This is a genomic window from Streptomyces tubbatahanensis, from assembly GCF_022699385.1.
GTDB classification, from domain to species: domain Bacteria; phylum Actinomycetota; class Actinomycetes; order Streptomycetales; family Streptomycetaceae; genus Streptomyces; species Streptomyces diacarni.
In genome coordinates, this window is sequence record NZ_CP093846.1 from 5,779,566 (window position 1) to 5,795,101 (window position 15,536).

A 15,536-nucleotide genomic window follows, 5' to 3' on the forward strand; every position below is an offset into this window, starting at 1 on the left:
GATCCCCCCGGTCATCCGTGCCTCGCGTGCCCGGCACAGGTAACCTCACACCTATGGCCTCACGCGCGTCGGGAACAGGGAAGGCAGCCAAGAAGGCGCCCGCGAAGAAGGCTGCCTCGAAGGCGGCCAAAGCGGCCCCGGCGAAGAAGGCGCCCGCCAAGAAGGCGCCAGCGAAGAAGGCCGCGGCCAAGCCGCCCCAGGGCAAGGCGAAGGCCGCGCCGTCTCCCACCAGCGGCGTCCTGAAGGTGGTGAAGGCGTGCTGGCTGGGGCTGGCGCACGCCGTCGCCGGGATCTTCCGCGGGATAGGGCGCAGCGGCAAGGCGCTGGATCCGGCACACCGCAAGGACGGTCTGGCCCTCCTGCTGCTGGGTCTCGCGCTGGTCGTGGCCGCGGGGACCTGGTCCAATCTGCAGGGCCCGGTCGGGGATCTGGTGGAGATGCTGGTGACCGGCGCCTTCGGCCGCCTGGATCTGCTGGTGCCGATACTCTTCGCGGTGATCGCCGTACGGCTGTTCCGGCATCCGGAGAAGCCGGAGGCCAACGGCCGCATCGTCATCGGGCTTTCGGCGCTCCTCATCGGGGTGCTGGGTCTCGTCCATCTCGGCTGCGGTGCGCCGGGCAGGGACGCGGGCGGTGATGCGCTGCGGGACGCAGGCGGCCTGATCGGCTGGGCCGTGTCCCGGCCGCTGATCTTCACCGTCGGCGAGATGCTGGCGGTGGCGCTGCTGGTTCTCGTCACGGTCTTCGGGCTGCTGGTGGTGACGGCGACGCCGGTCAACGCGATTCCGCAGCGGTTGCACGCCGCCGGGGTGCGGCTCGGTGTCGTACAGCCGGTACCCGGTTACGACGACGTCGAGGACGAGGAGGAGGCCTCCCGTCCGTCCGGGCGCGCGCACAGCATGCGCAAGGAGCAGATCGAGCCGGCCCTCGCGGAGAAGGAGGCGCTCGACCGCCGCAGGACAGCACGCAAGGGCAGGCGCGGCGCCGGTACGCAGCAGCCGCTGCCCGGGAGCGAGGCCGCAGACGGGGTCGAACACACCCTGGACGCGGTGGACGTGGCCGCCGCGGCCGCCGCGTCGCTGGACGGGGCTGTGGTCAACGGCATCCAGCCCTCGCCGGTGGTCGCCGACCTGACCAGCTCCGTGGCCAGGTCTCGCGGCAAGGGCCGCCGCAACCCGTCCGGCGACGCCACGGTGCCGGGGGCGCGGGGCGAGTCCGCGGGCGGCGGTGACGAAGAGTCCACCGAGCGCACCCCCGTCCCGGACCTGACCAAGGCGCCCGCGCCGCCCGAGCCCACCGAGCTTCCGACGCGTGCCGAGCAGCTCCAGCTCTCCGGCGACATCACCTACTCACTGCCGTCCCTGGACCTGCTGGAGCGGGGCGGCCCGGGGCGCTCCCGCAGCGAGGTCAACGACCAGGTGGTGGCGTCTCTGACCACCGTCTTCACCGAGTTCAAGGTCGACGCGGCGGTCACCGGCTTCACGCGCGGCCCGACGGTCACCCGGTACGAGATCGAGCTGGGCCCCGGCGTGAAGGTCGAGAAGATCACGGCGCTGGCGAAGAACATCGCGTACGCCGTCGCCAGCCCGGACGTGCGGATCATCAACCCGATCCCCGGCAAGTCCGCGGTCGGCATCGAGATCCCCAACAGCGACCGCGAGATGGTCAACCTCGGTGACGTGCTGCGCTCCGCCGCGTCGATGGAGGAGGACCACCCGCTGCTGGTCGGGCTCGGCAAGGACGTGGAGGGCGGTTACGTCTCGGCCAACCTGGCGAAGATGCCGCACATCCTGGTCGCCGGTGCCACGGGTTCCGGCAAGTCGTCCTGCATCAACTGTCTGATCACCTCGGTGATGATCCGGGCCACGCCGGAGGACGTGCGGCTGGTGCTGGTCGACCCCAAGCGGGTGGAGCTGACCGCCTACGAGGGCATCCCTCACCTGATCACGCCGATCATCACGAACCCGAAGAAGGCCGCCGAGGCGCTCCAGTGGGTCGTCCGCGAGATGGACCTGCGCTACGACGACCTGGCGGCGTTCGGGTTCCGCCACATCGACGACTTCAACGAGGCGGTGCGGACCGGGCGCATCACGGCGCCCGAGGGCAGCGAGCGGGAGCTGGCCCCCTACCCGTATCTGCTGGTGATCGTCGACGAGCTGGCGGACCTGATGATGGTGGCCCCGCGCGACGTCGAGGACGCGATCGTCAGGATCACCCAGCTGGCGCGGGCCGCGGGCATCCATCTGGTGCTCGCCACCCAGCGCCCCTCGGTGGACGTGGTCACGGGGCTGATCAAGGCGAACGTGCCCTCACGCCTCGGCTTCTCCACCTCTTCCCTGGCCGACAGTCGCGTCATCCTCGACCAGGCGGGCGCCGAGAAGCTGATCGGCAAGGGCGACGGGCTCTTCCTGCCGATGGGCGCCAGCAAGCCGACCCGGATGCAGGGCGCCTACGTCAACGAGCAGGAGATCCACGGCGTCGTCGAGCACTGCAAGGCGCAGATGGCGCCCGTCTTCCGGGACGACGTCACCGTGGGGCAGGGCAAGAAGAAGGAGATCGACGAGGAGATCGGCGACGACATGGACCTGCTCTGCCAGGCGGCGGAGCTGGTCGTGACGACCCAGTTCGGTTCCACCTCGATGCTCCAGCGCAAGCTGCGGGTGGGTTTCGCCAAGGCCGGACGGCTGATGGACCTGATGGAGTCGCGGGGCGTGGTGGGCCCCAGCGAGGGCTCCAAGGCGCGGGACGTGCTGATCAAGCCGGACGAGTTGGACGGGGTGCTCACGACGATCCGGGGCGGCGGGGGATAACCGGCCCGGGCGCGGACCGCGGGGCAGAGGGCCGCGGAGGCGGACACGAGGGCCGCGGCCTGCTCGCGGCCCGTTCCGCGCGCTCCGGCGGCCGCGGCACGCGCCTCGGCGGCCGCGGTACCCGGCTCGGCGGCCGCGGTGCTGCACTCGGCGGACGTCTCGCTCACTCGAAAGGACGAGCGAGGCAACCGTTTCCGTGGTCCGTACGTCAAGTTGAGGGAAAGAGACCGCGACGGCGCACCCGCGCGCCGATTCGCGCTGGTCTTCTCCGCCCTCTTGACGCCGTGTGCGGCCCCTGCATATGGCGTACAAAGTCGCTCCGCCCGCTTGCCCCACCCTTTTGCCCCGCCCCTAGACTGAACCTCCAGCAGGTGGCTACACGCTCGAAAGGCGCACCCGTGTCCATCGGCAACTCATCCGACCAGGACCGGCCTTCGGTCGGTCGAGCCCTCCGAGACGCCCGTATCGACGCACGGTTGACGGTGGAGGAGATCAGTACCTCCACGCGGGTGCGAGTCCCGATCGTGCAGGCGATCGAACAGGACGACTACTCCCGGTGCGGTGGGGACGTGTACGCCCGCGGCCACCTCCGCACCCTCGCGCGTGCCGTGGGACTGGATGCAGACGCGCTGGTGGAGCAGTACGACGAGGAGCACGGCGGGCGCCCGGAGCCGACCGCTCCGGCCACGCTGTTCGAAGCCGAACGCATCCGTCCCGAGCCCCGCAGGCCCAACTGGACCGCAGCCATGGTCGCCGCGATCGTCGCGGTGATCGGATTCGTCGGCTTCACCCTCGTCAGCGGCGGGGGAGGCGGCGAGGAGTCCGGCAAGCCGGTAGCAGAGGACACCCCCTCCGACACCCCGTCCACCAGCGAGAAGCCCTCCCCGTCCAAGACGAACGACCCCAAGCCGTCCGAGAGCGCCATCGCCGGGGCTCCGGCCGACAAGGTGACCGTCCGGATGACGGCGGAGGACGGCAACAGCTGGGTCTCCGCCAAGGACCACAACGGGAAGCTGGTCCACGAAGGGGTGCTCAAGGAAGGCGACTCCAAGACCCTCACCGACGACAAGCGGCTCGATCTGGTGCTCGGCAACGCGGGCGGCGTCAAGCTGTTCGTCAACGGCAAGGAGGTCGAGCACGCGGGCGAGGTCGGCCAGGTGCAGCGCCTCAGCTACACCCGCGGCGACCCCGAGGCCGGCTGACGACCGCCTTCGCGACGCGGCCTACCGCCCTGGCGGCGGCCGCGGTCCCGCCAGGTGAGCTGCGGGGTCACAACCTGGCGGCGGGTGGAGGCAGAGGGACGAAGTAGGCTGAGCCCATGCCCGAACGCCGTACCGTCGCCCTTGTCACTCTCGGCTGCGCACGTAACGAGGTGGACTCGGAGGAGCTCGCAGGCCGCCTGGCGGCGGATGGCTGGGATCTCGTCCAGGACGCCACCGACGCGGACGTCGCCGTCGTCAACACCTGTGGCTTCGTCGAAGCCGCCAAGAAGGACTCCGTCGACGCGCTGCTGGAGGCAGGCGACCTCAAGAGCGCCGCGCGCGAGGGAGAGGGAAGAACGCAGGCCGTGGTGGCCGTCGGCTGCATGGCCGAGCGGTACGGCAAGGAGCTGGCCGACGCCCTGCCGGAGGCGGACGGCGTCCTCGGCTTCGACGACTACGCGGACATCTCCGAGCGCCTCCAGACCATCCTCGGCGGCGGCGTGCACGCCCCCCACCTGCCGCGCGACAGGCGCAAGCTGCTGCCCGTCAGCCCGGCCGAGCGGCAGGGCGCCGACGTGGCGCTGCCCGGGCACGGCGCGGCCGGTAACGCGGAAGCCGCCGCCTCCACCCCCGCCGACCTGCCCGCGGGCCTCGCGCCCGCCTCCGGGCCGCGCGCCCCGCTGCGGCGCAGGCTGGGCACCAGCCCCGTCGCCTCCGTCAAGCTCGCCTCGGGATGCGACCGGCGCTGCTCGTTCTGTGCCATCCCCTCCTTCCGCGGCTCCTTCATCTCCCGCCGCCCCGCCGACGTGCTGTCCGAAACCCGGTGGCTGGCCGAGCAGGGCGTGCACGAGATCATGCTGGTCTCGGAGAACAACACCTCCTACGGCAAGGACCTGGGTGACATCAGGCTGCTGGAGACGCTGCTGCCCGAGCTGGCGGCCGTCGACGGTATCGAGCGGGTGCGGGTCAGCTACCTCCAGCCGGCCGAGATGCGGCCCGGCCTGATCGACGTCCTCACCGGCACCGACAAGGTCGCCCCCTACTTCGACCTGTCCTTCCAGCACTCGGCCCCCGGCGTGCTGCGCGCCATGCGGCGCTTCGGGGACACCGACCGCTTCCTGGGGCTGCTGGAGGAGATCAGGAAGCGGGCACCCGAGGCAGGGGTCCGCTCCAACTTCATCGTCGGCTTCCCCGGCGAGAGCGAGCAGGACCTGGCCGAGCTCGAGCGGTTCCTCACCGGGGCGCGGCTGGACGCCATCGGTGTGTTCGGATACTCCGACGAGGAGGGCACCGAGGCCGCCGGATACGAGGCCAAGCTGCCCGAGGAGGAGGTCGCCCGCCGTCTGGCGCACCTTTCGCGGCTCGCCGAGGAGCTGACCGCCCAGCGCGCCGAGGAGCGTGTGGGGGAGACCGTGCGGGTACTGGTCGAAAGCGTGGATGAAGAAGAGGGCCCCCTCGGGCGTGGCGCGCACCAGGCGCCGGAGACGGACGGGCAGGTGCGCCTCGAGCCGGCCGGCGAGGGCCTCGACCCGGAGTCCCCGGCAGGACAGCGGCTTCAGGTCGGCCGTATGGTCGAGGCGAGAGTGAGCGCGGCCGAGGGCGTGGACCTGGTCGCCGTGGAGCTCGCGGGTCAAGGCGCCGCCGTGTCGCCCGCGCGGGCCGACGCGGGCCGAGGTGCCGTTCCGGCTGCCCGCGCGGCTGCCGGAGGTGGAACCCGCCCGGTCGGTGAGGAGGCCGGCAGATGACGGGGATCCCGGCCTCCGCGGCGAGGCGCGGCACCGTCCCGAAGCCGAAGGCGGCGAGCGCTGTGCGCACTGTGAGTCTGTGGAACATCGCGAACCTCCTCACCATGGCGCGGCTGCTGCTGGTGCCCGCCTTCGTGCTGCTCATGGTCGCCGCCGGCGGGCACGACCCCGCTTGGCGCTCGTTCGCCTGGGCGGCGTTCACCGTCGCCATGATCACCGACCTGTTCGACGGCGAGCTGGCCCGGCGGCACAACCTGGTGACCGACTTCGGTAAGATCGCCGACCCGATCGCGGACAAAGCGATCATGGGGGCGGCGCTGATCTGCCTCTCCGCGCTGGCCGACCTGGACTGGTGGGTCACCGGGGTGATCCTCTTCCGGGAGCTGGGCATCACCCTGATGCGGTTCTGGGTGATCAGGCACGGGGTGATTCCGGCCAGCCGGGGCGGCAAGATGAAGACGCTCGCCCAGGGCGTCGCCGTGGGGATGTACGTCCTCGCGCTCACCGGACCGCTGGCGACCGCGCGGTGGTGGGTGATGGCGGTGGCCGTCGTGCTGACCGTCGTCACGGGGCTCGACTACGTGCGCCAGGCTGTGGTGCTGCGCCGGGCGGGCCTCGCCGCCTCCGCCGAGGCGGCGGCAGCCGACCGGGCCGCGGTGGCCGAAGGGGCCGCCTCAGGTCAGGAGGGAGAAGAACGGTCGTGACGGACGTGGACTCGCGGGCCGGCGGAGTGCTCGCGCTGCTCACCGAACGTGGCCAGACGCTTGCCGTCGCCGAGTCGCTGACCGGCGGCCTCGTCGCCGCGGAGCTCACTGCCGTTCCCGGAGCCTCACGCGCCTTCCTGGGGTCCGTGACGGCGTACGCGGCCGCGCTCAAGAGGGACGTACTCGGCGTGGACGGGGCGCTCCTCGAGGAGCGGGGCGCCGTCGATCCCGAGGTCGCGCGCCAGATGGCCCAGGGCGTCCGTACGGCGCTCGGTGCGGACTGGGGCGTGGCGACCACAGGAGTGGCGGGACCCGAGCCCCAGGACGGACAGCCGGTCGGTACGGTGTACGTCGCCGTCGCGGGCCCCGGAGCGGGCGACGGAGCCGGCGCGGTCGCGGACAGACTGCGGATCGAGGGCAGCCGCAGCGGCGATCGGGCCGGTGACAGCGGTGAGGAAGCCGGAGAACGTGTGCGTGCCGGTATCCGCACGGAGAGTGTCCGGGGCGCCCTCGACGTGCTCTACAGGGAACTGATCGCAAACGCTGGAGGGCAGGGTAGGGAACGAAACGGGGGCCCGGGATGTTTGCAGCCCTGAGTGAACACGACATCGCTCCCCGCACGGCTGCCGCTGTAGGCGGTACGGTGGAGGCTGAAGGAACCGGGGCCAACTGGCCGCCCCGCTACAGGCTGTGGAAGACGCCGCGCGTTGAGAGGGAGGAGCACCGATGATTCTGCTCCGTCGCCTGTTGGGTGACGTGCTGCGTCGGCAGCGCCAACGCCAGGGCCGTACCCTGCGCGAAGTCTCTTCGTCCGCCCGGGTCTCGCTCGGATACCTCTCCGAGGTCGAGCGCGGCCAGAAGGAAGCCTCGTCCGAACTGCTCTCGTCCATCTGTGACGCGCTCGATGTGCGGATGTCCGAGCTGATGCGGGAGGTCAGCGACGAGCTGGCGCTCGCGGAGCTGGCCGAGTCCGCGGCGAGCGACGCCGTGCCGGCACCCATGCGGCCGGTGCTCAATCCGCTGTCCGTCACCTCGGTCACCGATGTGCCCCCGGAGCGCGTCACCATCAAGGCGCCTACGGAGGCCGTGGACGTGGTAGCGGCCTGACGGCCGTGTGACGCATACGTGGCTCTCCTTTCCGCCGGCGCGCGGCGCCGGTCATGGAGGGGCGACAAGAAACGTCAGTGCGGGCCCCGCCGGAGAACCCGGCGGGGCCCGCTTCTGTCTGCCGCCCCCTGCGCTCTGCTCTCTGTGGTCGCGCGGTCGCACGGAGTGCGGGACGATGGCTGAGTCCTGACACGCCGGGAAGGAAAGTACCGGCCCGGGAGGTGGCGGTATGACGGCGGTGGGTCCGATACTGCTGTGCCGCTGGGCGTTGGGCGGCGCTTGCGCCGTCGGCTGGCTGTGCGCGATATGGCGCCTGGCCGTGGGCGAGGGAGGCCCGGTGGAGGCGACGGTGACGGCAGGGGGATGGGGGCTGAGCGTGCTGCCGGTCCATGTGGCGCAGGACGGCACACGGCAGGGGGCGCGGGGGAGCGGGGGCGCACCCGATCGGGGGGTCACCAGGGCATCGCGACTCCGCCGTTGGGCCGCAGGATCTGGCCCGTGGTGAACGAGGACGCGTCGGATGCCAGGTGGAGCACCGCGTGGGCGATCTCCTGCGCCTCACCGACCCGCTCCAGCGGAGAGGCCCGGGTAAGTGCTTCCTCTCTGCGCCGTTGCTCCGCCGCGTCGTCCCGCTCCGTCATCGGGGTGCGCACCCAACCGGGTGCGACCGCGTTGACGCGGATGCCGTGCCTGCCGATCTCGGTTGCCAGGGTCTTGGTGAGCTGGACGACCGCCGCCTTGGCCGCTCCGTAGCACAGCAGCTCGGCCGAGCCGGTGTCCACGGCCCCTGAGGCCATGGTCACGATGGCGCCGCGCGTCCCCGTGCCGATCATGCTCCGGGCCGCCTCCTGGCAGGTGTGCAGAACGCCCTTGAAATTGACGTCCAGCACCCGGTCCAGGTCGGCGTCCCGCGTCTCCAGCACCGTACTGCGGTGCATGACCCCCGCGATCGCGGCGGCGACATCCAGGCTCCCGCCCGCGCGGGCCGCCGCCGCGACGGCGTCGCTGAGCGCCGCACGGTCGGTCACGTCCAGTACGTACCCCCACGCCTCACCGCCCGCCGCCTCGATCTCGCCGGTCGTGCGCGCGAGACCCCTCGCGTCCAGGTCGGCACAGTGCACGGCCGCGCCCGCCTGGGCGAGCAGCACGGCTGTCGCACGGCCGATGCCGCTGGCCGCTCCGGTGACCAGGGCGGTCCGGCCGGTCAGGTCGTACGCCGGGAGGCTCATGCACCATGACGGTACGAGCGAGCTGACGCAGCGTCAATTGGTCGGATACTCAGCGCGATGCATCGCGGGGTTCCGTCACCGGTCCCGCCTCCGGCGGCTGGCAGTGCGGGCAGTACCACACCGTGCGGGGGCGCTCCGGCGGCCCGTGCCCGCCCGTGCGCACCTTGGTACCGCAGCGGTAACAGGGCCGTCCCTCACGGCCGTAGACAGCCAGCGCACGGTCAGGGCGCGCACTACCGGTCGTACGGCGCCGGACACGCGCCTTGTTCGCCTCCAGCAGTCGCTTGGCCACCTCCAGCAGACGGGTGAGCAGCGGCGCAGGAAGGGCGCCCACCGGCGTCCAGGGAGAGGTACGCGCCAGGAAACACAGCTCCGACGCGTAGACGTTGCCGATCCCGGCAAGGTTGCGCTGGTCGAGCAGGGCCTCGACCAGCGCACGGTCAGGACCGCGCACCAGCCGCCGCTCCGCCTCCCCGGCATCCCAGTCGGAACCCAGCAGATCCGGGCCAAGATGCCCCACCGCGGCGAACTCCTCCCGCGTGCGCAGCAGTTCCAGCACCGGCAGGCGCAGGCCCGCCGCCGTGTGGGAGCCGGTCGCAAGCAGCGCGCGGACCTGATGAGCCGGACCGAAGCCCCCCGGCGGATTGCTCCGCACCCGCCAGGAGCCCTCCATACCCAGATGCGAGTGCACCGTCAGCCCACCCTCGACGCGCATCAGCAGATGCTTGCCCCGCGGCACCACCTCGAGCAGCACCCGGCCGGACAGATCGACCGTCGCCATCCTGGGCACTCTGAAGTCCGTACGGAGCAGCACGCAGCCGGCCAGCGCCTCGTGCAGCGTCCGCGCCGCACGCCAGACCGTGTCTCCCTCAGGCATACGGCCATCGTCCCAGCCGGCTGCGACAGGTCACGGGGGCAGCGCCGGAACAGCGAAGTGGATCACCAGATACCATCCTCGGCCATGGGGCAGTGGGGTTACGAACGACAGCACGACGCGCTCGACGTGGACGGCGAGGAAGAAGCGGAACAGCGGGACGCGCTCGAAGGGGCGCGGGACTGGGTGGACGACCACGTCGACCGCTGGCACACCGTGCTCCCCGACCTCGACCCCCACATCGAGGGCGCCGTCACACGCATGCAATACCTCGCGGACCACCTGCGGCGCGTGGGCGAGAGAGCACTGGCCGAGTACGGGCTGCGCCGCGAGGAGCACGAGATGCTGCACGTGCTCGTCCGATCCGGCCGCCACACCACCCTCCCGCAGCTCGCGATGGACCTGGGAGAGGCCCCCAACGCCGTCGTGGAGTGTCTCGACGCCCTGGAGAAACGCGGATTCGTGACCCGTTCCTCCGCGGGGACGAGAAAGAAGAGTCCCGCCGGCGACCGCGGGCAGGAGATCACACTCACGGACGAGGGGCACACCACCTGGCTCGGCGCCATCGACGCCGCCGGAGCCGAGGAGCGCCGCCTGCTGGGCACCCTCGACTGGTACGAACGGACGCTGCTCGCCTCGCTGTTGCGGCGCGTGGTCCTCGCCGTCGAAGGCCACGACGAGGGCTGAACGGCGAGCGGCCGCGCCACGCCGGGCGTGGACCTGCCGTCGTACCGGGAGTGGATCGCGGCCGCGCCGGACGAGGGCCGTGGTCGTACCGGACGAGGGTGGTGGTCGTACCGGGGGCGGGCCCGCGGCGGCGTCGGGCGGGGGGGGCGGTCGTACAGGGGACACGCCGGGCGAGGGCCGCGGTCGTACCGGGCCGCCGGCCGCGTCGGGCGTGGGTCGCGGGGGCCGTACCGGGTGAGGGCCGCGTCGTAGTGGACGAGGGCGGCGGTCGCAGTGACAGGCGACGGCCGCACGTGCACCGGACGGAGTCCGACCCGCTCATCCCGCACGCAGCCGCAGCCCACGCGGCGTCGGGTGGAAGCCCGCCGCTTCCAGCGTGGAGCCGAGGGACGAGGAGAGCGCTGCCGTACCGTTCACCCGCTCGATCGTGACGGTGCCCAGCGCTCCCCGGCGGGCCGCCTCCGCCAGCGCCTCGACGGCGGCGGCCAGCCGGGCGGTACCCGCCTCGCTCGCGGCGGCAGCCGCTTCTGCCTCCCCGGCCGCGCCGTCCGGCGCCTCGGGATCGTTCGCCCACGCCAGCAGGGTTTTGCCGCCCCGCTCGACGTACAACGTCAGCACACCATCGACCACCACCACGAGCGCGCCCGCCTTGCGGCCCGGCTTGTGGGTCGCACCCGCTGGGGGAGCGGGCCAGGCGAGGGCGGCCCCGTAGGCGTTCGCCGGATCGGCGGCGGCCAGGACGAGAGCGCGCGGGCCGCCGCGCGAGCTCCCGCCACGCGCCCCCGCGCCGTACGCCCCGCCGGCCTCAGGGCCGGCGCCGCTCTCCCGCTCGCGTGCCGTGCTGACAGCGCGCAACCTGTCCACCGCGCCGTCCACCGCGAACTGCGCGGCGCCCAGGCCCTCCACGACGTAACCGCGGCGGGCCTGCCCGCTCTCTTCGAAGGCCGACAGCACGCGATACGCCGCGGAGAAGCCGCCCTCCACCCCCTCGGCCGACACCGCACCGCGGGTCACGACGCCGTGCCGGTCCAGCAGCGTACGGGCCAGTGCGTGCGCACGGTGGGTGGGTTCGCTCTCCGGCTCGGGAAGCAGCGACCAGCGGCCCGCCACGGTCGGCGGCGCCGACGCGGGAGCACGACCGGGACCGCGGCGGCCCACGCCGCCGCCCGCCGCCACGGCGGCCGCCGTGAACGAGCCGTAACGCCCGCGCGGCGTGGGCCGCTTGGCGCGGTGCGCCGTCGAGCCCGCCGTCCGTCCCGAGCCCAGCAGGGCGCGCAGCGGCGCCATCGTGTCCCCGGTCACCCGCCCCGACCACACCAGGTCCCACAGCGCCTCCGTCAGCTGAGGGTCGGTGGCCTCCGGCTGCGCGGCCCGCGCCCGCTCGGCGATCTGCCGGAAGAACAGCCCGTAACCGCCCGCCAGAGCTTCGAGCACGGCCTGATGCACCGGCGTCAACTCCAGCGGATGCGGGGGCGGCAGCAACAGCGGCGCCGCGTCGGCCAGGTGCAGCGACAGCCAGCCGTCCTTGCCGGGCAGCGCCCCCGCGCCCGCCCACACCACCTCGCCCGAGGCGGTCAGCTCGTCCAGCATCGGCGGCGCGTAGTCCGCCACCCGCCCCGGCAGCACCAGCTTCTCCAGCGCGGACGCCGGAACCGGAGCCCCCTGCAACTGCTCGACGGTGCGCAACAGCCCCTCCACACCGCGCAGGCTGCTGGTGCCCACGTGCTGCCACTGCGGCAGGAAAGCCGCCAGAGCCTGCGGGGCGACCGGCTCCAGCTCCTGGCGCAGCGCGGCCAGCGAACGCCGACGCAGCCTGCGCAGCACCCCTGCGTCGCACCACTCCTGGCCCACACCCGAGGGGTGGAACTCTCCCTGCACCAGCCGCCCGCTCGCCGCCAGCCGGTGCAGCGCACCGTCCGCGACGGCCGTACCCAGACCGAAGCGCTCCGCCACGTCCGCCGAGACGAAGGGGCCGTGCGTTCTGGCGTACCGCGCGAGCAGATCGCCCAACGGGTCGGCCACGGGCTCGGTGAACGCCTCGGGGATACCGACGGGCAGCGCTACCCCCAGCGCGTCCCGCAGCCGGCCCGCGTCCTCGATCCCCGCCCAGTACTCACGGCCCGCGATCCGCACCCGGATGGCACGGCGCGCCGCCTCCAGCTCCGGAGCCCAGCCCGGCTCGGCGCCGCGCTCCTCCAGCTCACCGGAGGTGAGCGGGCCCAGCAGACGCAGGAGGTCGGCCACGCCCTCCACGTCCTTGAGACGGCGCTCCTCGGTACGCCACTGGAGCTCCGCCTCCAGCTCGTGCAGCACCTCCGCGTCCAGCAGCTCCCGCAGCTCCGCCTGGCCCAGCAGCTCCGACAGCAGCCGGGAGTCGAGGGAGAGGGCCGCCGCCCGGCGCTCGGCCAGCGGCGAATCTCCCTCGTAGAGATACTGCGCGACGTAGCCGAACAGCAGCGAGCGGGCGAAGGGTGAGGGCTCCGGCGTCGTCACCTCGACCACACGGACGCGGCGCGACTCGATGTCGCCCATCAGCTCCGTCAGTCCCGGCACGTCGAAGACGTCCTGGAGGCACTCGCGGACCGCCTCCAGGATGACCGGGAAGGAGCCGAACTCGCTCGCCACCTGGAGCAGCTGCGAGGCCCGCTGCCGCTGCTGCCACAAGGGCGTGCGTCGGCCCGGGCTGCGGCGCGGCAGCAGCAGCGCACGTGAGGCGCACTCCCGGAAGCGGGCGGCGAACAGCGCCGAGCCGCCCACCTGATCGGTGACGGTCTGCTCGATCTCACCCTTGTCGAAGAGCACGTCGCCGACCCCGATGGGCGGCTGATCGGAATCGACCGGCAGCCCGCCCCCCGTCCTGGACGCCTCCTGTGCCGGGGTGCGCGGGGAGGGCGACTCGGGTTCGAACAGATCCAGGTCCATCAGCTCGGCGTCCGGCAGCCGCAGCACCAGCCCGTCGTCCGCGTGCATGACCTGCGCGTCCATGCCGTACCGCTCCGACAGCCGGGCCCCGATGGCGAGTGCCCAGGGGGCGTGCACCTGGGCGCCGAACGGGGAGTGCACCACGACGCGCCAGTCGCCCAGCTCGTCACGGAAGCGCTCCACCACGATCGTCCGGTCGTCCGGGACGTGCCCGGCCGCCTCCCGCTGCTCGTCCAGATACGCCAGCAGGTTGCCGATCGCCAGCGTGTCCATCCCGGAGGCCGCCAGCCGCTCCCCGGCCCGCTCGCGGGTCAGCGAACCGATCTCGCGCAGGAAGGCGCCCAGCGCTCTGCCCAGCTCCAGCGGCCTGCCCAGCTGGTCCCCCCGCCAGAACGGCAGGCGCCCCGGCACTCCGGGCGCCGGGGTGACCAGCACCCGGTCACGGGTGATGTCCTCGATCCGCCAGGACGTCGTCCCCAGGGTGAACACGTCGCCCACCCGGGACTCGTAGACCATCTCCTCGTCCAGCTCACCGACCCGGCCCCCGCCCTTCTTCGGGTCCGCACCCGCCAGGAAGACTCCGAACAGCCCGCGGTCGGGGATCGTGCCGCCCGAGGTGACCGCCAGCCGCTGCGCACCCGGCCGGCCCGTGAGCGTGTCGGCCACCCTGTCCCACACCAGACGCGGGCGCAGCTCGGCGAACGCGTCGGACGGATACCGCCCCGCGAGCATGTCCAGCACCGAGGTGTAGGCGGACTCGGGCAGCGCGGCGAACGGGGCGGCGCCCCGCACCAGCGCCAGCAGCTCCTGTACGTCCCACACGTCCACCGCGACCATCGCGACGATCTGCTGGGCGAGCACGTCCAGCGGGTTCGCGGGGATGCGCAGTGCTTCGATGGCGCCCTGGCGCATCCGCTCGGTGACGACCGCGGACTGCACCAGATCTCCTCGGTACTTGGGAAAGACCACCCCCGCGGAGACCGCACCCACCTGGTGTCCCGCGCGGCCCACCCGCTGGAGCCCGGAGGCCACCGAGGGAGGCGACTCGACCTGGATCACCAGATCGACGGCCCCCATGTCGATCCCCAGCTCCAGGCTGGAGGTGGCCACCACGGCGGGCAGCCGGCCCGCTTTGAGATCCTCCTCCACCTGGGCGCGCTGCTCCTTGGAGACCGAGCCGTGGTGGGCCCGCGCCAGGAGCGGCGGCGCGCCGGTGACCGCGCCCGCGTTGCCCATCAGCTCGGCGGGCGAGTGGTCCTGGGGCATCGGCTCGCCCGTGGCACGCTCGTAGGCGATCTCGTTCAGCCTGTTGCACAGCCGCTCGGCCAGCCGGCGCGAGTTGGCGAAGACGATGGTGGAGCGGTGCTCCTGGATGAGGTCGGTGATCCGCTCCTCCACCGAGGGCCAGATCGACGGCTTGCTCCCCCCGTCAGGCCCCGCGCCGCCCGGACCCGCGGCGTCCTGCGCGGGGGAGCTGCCCAGCTCGCCCATGTCCTCCACAGGGACCACGACGGACAGCTCGAACTCCTTGCCCGACGGCGGCTGCACGACGGCTGCGTTCCTGCGGGGGGAGAGGAACCGCGCCACCTCGTCGACCGGGCGGACCGTGGCCGACAGGCCGATGCGCCGCGCGGGGCGCTCCAACAGGTGATCCAGCCGCTCCAGGGACAGCGCCAGGTGGGCGCCGCGCTTGGTGCCCGCGACCGCGTGCACCTCGTCCACGATGACCGTCTCGACGCCGGTGAGCGCCTCCCTGGCGCCGGAGGTCAGCATCAGGAACAGCGACTCGGGCGTCGTGATCAGGATGTCCGGCGGGCGGCGGGCGATCGAGCGGCGCTCGGCGGGCGGAGTGTCACCCGAACGGATACCGACCGTGATCTCCGGCTCCGGAAGTCCGAGGCGAGCGGACTCCTGCCGCATACCGGTCAGCGGGCTGCGCAGGTTGCGCTCCACGTCCACGGCCAGCGCTTTCAGCGGCGAGACGTACAGCACCCGGCAGCGCTTGACGGGATCGGCGGGTGGCGGCGTGGAGGCGAGAGCGTCCAGCGAGGCGAGAAAGGCGGCCAGCGTCTTTCCTGATCCGGTGGGCGCCACCACCAGCGCGTCCGACTCCTCGGCCAGCGCACGCCAGGCCCCCTCCTGCGCGGAGGTGGGCTCGCTGAAGGCGCCCGTGAACCATGCACGGGTCGCCGGTGAGAAGGCGTCCAGCGCCGATGTCCGACCCATGCCCCCATCGTGCAGCACGGCACTGACAAC

Annotated in this window: 10 protein-coding genes; 7 read left to right on the forward strand and 3 right to left on the reverse strand. The window is 72.7% G+C overall.

All coding sequences use genetic code 11. The features are described from left to right. Positions 1 to 53 precede the first annotated feature (53 nt). The 6 genes from MMF93_RS24990 to MMF93_RS25015 all read left to right on the forward strand — a co-directional run bounded on the left by MMF93_RS24990 (position 54) and on the right by MMF93_RS25015 (position 7,568). Complete coding sequence (locus MMF93_RS24990) at positions 54 to 2,810, forward strand: FtsK/SpoIIIE family DNA translocase (protein WP_242754957.1); 2,757 nt, start codon at positions 54 to 56, stop codon at positions 2,808 to 2,810. A gap of 398 nt (positions 2,811 to 3,208) precedes the next feature. After that, entirely contained in the window at positions 3,209 to 4,012 is an 804-nt protein-coding gene (locus MMF93_RS24995) for a helix-turn-helix domain-containing protein (RefSeq protein WP_242754959.1), read from the forward strand. 116 nt (positions 4,013 to 4,128) lie between these two features. Next, on the forward strand, positions 4,129 to 5,757 hold the full coding sequence (rimO, locus tag MMF93_RS25000; RefSeq protein WP_242754961.1) for a 30S ribosomal protein S12 methylthiotransferase RimO: 1,629 nt from the start codon (positions 4,129 to 4,131) through the stop codon (positions 5,755 to 5,757). Then, entirely contained in the window at positions 5,754 to 6,461 is a 708-nt protein-coding gene (pgsA, locus tag MMF93_RS25005) for a CDP-diacylglycerol--glycerol-3-phosphate 3-phosphatidyltransferase (protein WP_242754963.1), read from the forward strand. Before rimO ends, pgsA begins: the two co-directional genes overlap by 4 nt. Next, on the forward strand, positions 6,458 to 7,057 hold the full coding sequence (locus MMF93_RS25010) for a CinA family protein (RefSeq protein ID WP_242754965.1): 600 nt from the start codon (positions 6,458 to 6,460) through the stop codon (positions 7,055 to 7,057). Before pgsA ends, MMF93_RS25010 begins: the two co-directional genes overlap by 4 nt. 130 nt (positions 7,058 to 7,187) lie before the next feature. Then, positions 7,188 to 7,568, forward strand: a complete 381-nt coding sequence (locus tag MMF93_RS25015) for a helix-turn-helix domain-containing protein (RefSeq protein WP_114019471.1) — start codon at positions 7,188 to 7,190, stop codon at positions 7,566 to 7,568. Between the two features lie 452 nt (positions 7,569 to 8,020). On the opposite strand, the gene MMF93_RS25020 is transcribed toward MMF93_RS25015, so the two are convergent. Both MMF93_RS25020 and MMF93_RS25025 read right to left on the reverse strand, forming a co-directional pair. Then, on the reverse strand, positions 8,021 to 8,797 hold the full coding sequence (locus MMF93_RS25020) for an SDR family NAD(P)-dependent oxidoreductase (RefSeq protein WP_242754967.1): 777 nt from the start codon (positions 8,795 to 8,797) through the stop codon (positions 8,021 to 8,023). Positions 8,798 to 8,846: 49 nt separating this feature from the next. Continuing rightward, entirely contained in the window at positions 8,847 to 9,674 is an 828-nt protein-coding gene (locus MMF93_RS25025) for an Fpg/Nei family DNA glycosylase (protein ID WP_242754970.1), read from the reverse strand. An 84-nt stretch (positions 9,675 to 9,758) separates the two neighbouring features. On the opposite strand from MMF93_RS25025, the gene MMF93_RS25030 reads away from it, so the two are divergent. Further along, complete coding sequence (locus MMF93_RS25030; RefSeq protein ID WP_242754973.1) at positions 9,759 to 10,358, forward strand: MarR family winged helix-turn-helix transcriptional regulator; 600 nt, start codon at positions 9,759 to 9,761, stop codon at positions 10,356 to 10,358. Positions 10,359 to 10,676: 318 nt separating this feature from the next. On the opposite strand, the gene MMF93_RS25035 is transcribed toward MMF93_RS25030, so the two are convergent. Further along, complete coding sequence (locus tag MMF93_RS25035) at positions 10,677 to 15,506, reverse strand: Lhr family ATP-dependent helicase (protein ID WP_242754976.1); 4,830 nt, start codon at positions 15,504 to 15,506, stop codon at positions 10,677 to 10,679. Positions 15,507 to 15,536: the final 30 nt, after the last annotated feature.

Bases quoted from the DNA above. Each gene is read 5' to 3' on its own strand.
- MMF93_RS25030 (WP_242754973.1), top strand. From the start codon at position 9,759: ATGGGGCAGTGGGGTTACGAACGACAGCACGACGCGCTCGACGTGGAC.
- MMF93_RS25020 (WP_242754967.1), bottom strand. From the start codon at position 8,797: ATGAGCCTCCCGGCGTACGACCTGACCGGCCGGACCGCCCTGGTCACC.
- pgsA (WP_242754963.1), top strand. From the start codon at position 5,754: ATGACGGGGATCCCGGCCTCCGCGGCGAGGCGCGGCACCGTCCCGAAG.
- MMF93_RS25025 (WP_242754970.1), bottom strand. From the start codon at position 9,674: ATGCCTGAGGGAGACACGGTCTGGCGTGCGGCGCGGACGCTGCACGAG.
- MMF93_RS25015 (WP_114019471.1), top strand. From the start codon at position 7,188: ATGATTCTGCTCCGTCGCCTGTTGGGTGACGTGCTGCGTCGGCAGCGC.
- rimO (WP_242754961.1), top strand. From the start codon at position 4,129: ATGCCCGAACGCCGTACCGTCGCCCTTGTCACTCTCGGCTGCGCACGT.
- MMF93_RS25035 (WP_242754976.1), bottom strand. From the start codon at position 15,506: ATGGGTCGGACATCGGCGCTGGACGCCTTCTCACCGGCGACCCGTGCA.
- MMF93_RS24990 (WP_242754957.1), top strand. From the start codon at position 54: ATGGCCTCACGCGCGTCGGGAACAGGGAAGGCAGCCAAGAAGGCGCCC.